Below are 3,436 nucleotides of genomic sequence, written 5' to 3'. Positions count from 1 at the left end.
CATCTATTACATTGATATTAGCCTAATGATACTTCCCTTTTCCTGCACACATATAAGTTACATTTTGTCAAAACAAATTAGATGCGTTTCCCCTGTCTGTATGGGTGATTCAATGGTAGTGCTGATAATTCTACAATTGCCTGTGACTGCACACTTCCCCTACCAAGAATTCTCAACCACAACGTTTCTGGTGCTTGCGGTAATTGGTGTATGGCTACAATTGCTGTCCGTAGAGCATCACCTAAAAAGTATACTCCTGGCAACCACCCCGATTTCTGATTAACATTAAAGCTCGATAGTATTGTTGGGGATGCGGTTGGAGTCAGAATCCATAGTTTAGGAATATCTGACTCCTGGAGTCTGGTTTTATTCGCTTTAGCATTTCGTCGCAAGAGAGCTTTTACTTCTAATAATTTTTGAATACAATCACAGATTTCATCACCAGAAGTGGCATTGCGAAATGGTTCTAATATTGCCGGAAATTCGGCAAATCTTCCAAGTAGCCCTAACAATTCTAAATTAGAGATTTGCTGTGTTAACGGAGTAAATAACACATCAATTTCTTTAATCTCTCCTGAGACTTTTTGTGATGTTTTTACTTCTCCATAAGGTTTTAACAGTTCTTCTAGATAGTCTTTAGCAAATTCGTCATGTACAAATCGAGTCATTCAATTTTGTTTATTTGCAATTCATTTGAAGTAATTAATAATATTTTATCTGTATTTACAACCCATTTTAATCACATGTCAAAGGCTTGTTGGGGCTGAAGCTGAAAATGCACTACTGAGCTACACCGAGCAAGCCGATGTGAGAGCTTTTGCACAGCGATCGCACTCATGACAATATGATCTGGGTATCTGAACGGATCTAGCGTCATGTTGATAATCAATGGCACAAATATCAGCGCACATAGCAAAAAGCCAATGAGTAAGCCAGCAGCGCTCATCAGACTCCAATAGCGTCCCAGATAACCAAGGCGGAATTCCAATATTCACTCTTGTACTGGAAACATTGTGATATAAAATGCCATTGCTGCACTGACGTAATCGAGCATTGGACTAAGTTAACTGTATATTTAGCGTATTTGGCATCACCGTGCCAAAACGGACAAGGCAAGATATTAATAACCTAAGACGAATTTAAGCGATTATTACTGAAAGGTTTCTTACTACACGCGATCGCCTAAGCGTTAACGGTTAAGTCATTGCGCTCTGGAAAGAAATTTGCCTTTTCAGTGGTTATCACGTATCAGAAGCACTAGCACTCCAGACGACTGATATCAATCAATCTGGTGCTATCACTTAGAGCAAGTCTACCACCAAAGGCAAGCATAAAACCCGGATTGTGGACATCCCACCAGGGCTAGCCACAATATTGGGTGAATACGAACCCAAAAATTCTGCAATGTTTCCTGGTATGCGCGGTGTGACTGAGCGTTTAACCCGATTCATGGCTGTCAAAACCCTCGCCAGTAGTGGTACTAAGGATAAAAGCGTTAAACTGTGGAATCTGGCAACCGGAGAGGAAATCCGCACTCTCTTTGGGCGTTCCGACTATGTTTATTCCGTCGCCTTCAGTCCAGATGGTAACACCCTTGTTAGTGGTAGTCAGGACAATACTATCAAAATTTGGCGGTTACGCTAGTCAGTACTGAATTAGCCGTTAGGTGTAAAATAATTTTTACTTCTTCTTTTCTTGCTTAGACTTTTTTCAATTCCAGTAATAACAAACTTGGACATTTTTTGTTATTCCCGGTAGGATGATTGCTATGAGCCTATCAAGAGGTAGCAGATGAACGTTTCTTTGACTCCAGAACTTGAAAAGTGGGTACAATCCAAACTTGAAAGCGGTATGTACACTTCGGCTAGTGAAGTGATCCGTGAAGGTCTGCGACTGCTCAAAGAGCAGGATGCCCTCAAAGCAATACGCCTTGCTGAATTGCGTCGTGAAATACAGCAGGGGATTGATAGCGGAGAATCCACCCCGCTAAACATGGATGAAATTATTGAATTGGCAAAACAACAACGGCAGCAGAAAGAATCCGCATAATGGCGATAATTCTCAGAAAACCCTTAGCCCAAGCTGATTTATTGGATATTTGGAATTTTATTGCCTCGGACAGCTTTGAAAAAGCAGATCAGCTTCTACAGAAAATAGACAGTCAACTCAAAATGTTGGCTTCAAATCCAGGTATGGGAAGAAAACGCGATTCCTTAGCACCAAATCTGCGGAGTTTTCCAGTAGGGAATTATCTAATTTTCTACCGTCCCATAAACCAAGGGATTGAAGTCATTCGTGTTCTACATGGGGCAAGGGACATCCAAAGCCTTTTTGAAGATTCAGGAGACGATGAATAAATCGTCAAATATCTAAACATCAAGGAATTAGTGCAGCAGGCTGCTGCACAATTTGCTAAAGAGAGAAGTGAGGAGCAGTACCAACTAGAAGTTACTCAACTTTCGTCAGCACCTCCAGTTGTGCCAGCAGTTTCTCTATCTGCTTGCGTTTCTTCGGGTCTGACCAAATGCGCGACTTCCTTAGTTTGGTAGTCGCAGCAGTAAAGCGTTCTTTGTAATTGTCAAACTCGGTGTTTGGGTTAAAGGCTGGGCAAATCTTATCACTAATGCGCTGTCTGATTTCGCTTAAAGACCAGCTGTTAGCAATAGCTTGCCCTAAAAACTCAACATCTTCCAAAGTATCCTGAATCTGGGCGAGCACTCTAGCTTTGGTGTACTCAACGCCGCGTACAGTTCCCTTTTTGGCACAGTGATGCTTATTTTACACAAGTTTCTGTGTGATGGCTCAAGCGCCCAGGCTCAGGCGATCGCTTTGCTCTTGAAGAGAGTGAAAATTCTCTTCTCCAAATATATCCAAATGAATCCGAAACAATTAGAAGACTCCATTTTGGAAGCTGTCTCTGACGCGATTGCAAGAGTTTGGACAATTGAAGAAAAAGAGTTGATTCAGAATGATTCAGAGCTACAAAATCAACTTTACCAATGGCTAAATAATTCCTTGAGTAATACTTGTTGGCATCCAGACAACTATAAAATAATCCAAAACTTAAGTGCCCCTTCAAACTTTAGTCTCTCGATGAGTTTATTGGAAGATGAAGAAACTCACCTTCCTTTTTAAAACCTCTTGTATTCGGATTGTAGTTAATTTTCAGACGAATAACGCTTCGCGCCAGTTTTGTGAACATTAAAAAACTTCGTAGAAATACAATGGATATTCAATCTACGCTCACCCAAGCTATTGAATTTATCGTGATGAGCTTTGTTGCTCTGATGATTTTCGATTTTTTCGACGGGCTCTATGTTGTGCCATTACCACCTCCAACAACAGGGTTAGCGCGTCTCAAACCCTATTGACAAATGGATTCTATGAGAGAGTTGAGTTAGGGAGAGCCGCCGCCAAAACAGAAACCATATACTGA

General features: G+C 41.1%; 6 protein-coding genes and 2 pseudogenes. 5 read left to right on the top strand and 3 right to left on the bottom strand.

Going from position 1 to position 3,436, the window contains the following annotated elements:
* Positions 1-92: 92 nt before the first annotated feature.
* Positions 93-668: pseudogene (locus V7K41_RS19380) on the bottom strand (DUF4351 domain-containing protein); the annotation flags it as partial.
* Between the two features lie 71 nt (positions 669-739).
* Complete coding sequence (locus V7K41_RS19375; protein WP_334850743.1) at positions 740-988, bottom strand: hypothetical protein; 249 nt, start codon at positions 986-988, stop codon at positions 740-742.
* A gap of 482 nt (positions 989-1,470) precedes the next feature.
* On the opposite strand from V7K41_RS19375, the pseudogene V7K41_RS19370 reads away from it, so the two are divergent.
* From V7K41_RS19370 to V7K41_RS19360, 3 genes and pseudogenes are all read left to right on the top strand, one after another.
* Positions 1,471-1,644, top strand: a pseudogene (locus V7K41_RS19370) (WD40 repeat domain-containing protein); the annotation flags it as partial.
* Between the two features lie 147 nt (positions 1,645-1,791).
* Complete coding sequence (locus V7K41_RS19365) at positions 1,792-2,049, top strand: type II toxin-antitoxin system ParD family antitoxin (RefSeq protein ID WP_334850741.1); 258 nt, start codon at positions 1,792-1,794, stop codon at positions 2,047-2,049.
* Entirely contained in the window at positions 2,049-2,357 is a 309-nt protein-coding gene (locus V7K41_RS19360; RefSeq protein WP_334850739.1) for a type II toxin-antitoxin system RelE/ParE family toxin, read from the top strand. Before V7K41_RS19365 ends, V7K41_RS19360 begins: the two co-directional genes overlap by 1 nt.
* A 91-nt stretch (positions 2,358-2,448) precedes the next feature.
* On the opposite strand, the gene V7K41_RS19355 is transcribed toward V7K41_RS19360, so the two are convergent.
* Positions 2,449-2,718 (bottom strand): hypothetical protein, encoded by a 270-nt coding sequence (locus tag V7K41_RS19355; RefSeq protein ID WP_334850737.1) that lies wholly within the window; start codon positions 2,716-2,718, stop codon positions 2,449-2,451.
* A gap of 51 nt (positions 2,719-2,769) precedes the next feature.
* On the opposite strand from V7K41_RS19355, the gene V7K41_RS19350 reads away from it, so the two are divergent.
* On the top strand, positions 2,770-3,135 hold the full coding sequence (locus V7K41_RS19350) for a hypothetical protein (protein WP_334850735.1): 366 nt from the start codon (positions 2,770-2,772) through the stop codon (positions 3,133-3,135).
* An 89-nt stretch (positions 3,136-3,224) separates the two neighbouring features.
* A complete protein-coding gene (locus tag V7K41_RS19345; RefSeq protein WP_334850733.1) occupies positions 3,225-3,371 on the top strand; it encodes a hypothetical protein in 147 nt (48 codons plus the stop codon).
* Positions 3,372-3,436 lie beyond the last annotated feature (65 nt).

It is taken from the genome of Nostoc sp. (assembly GCF_036917415.1).
Lineage (GTDB): Bacteria > Cyanobacteriota > Cyanobacteriia > Cyanobacteriales > Nostocaceae > Nostoc.
Note: the sequence above shows the minus strand (reverse complement) of the source record. Positions and strands in the feature narration are given on the sequence as shown.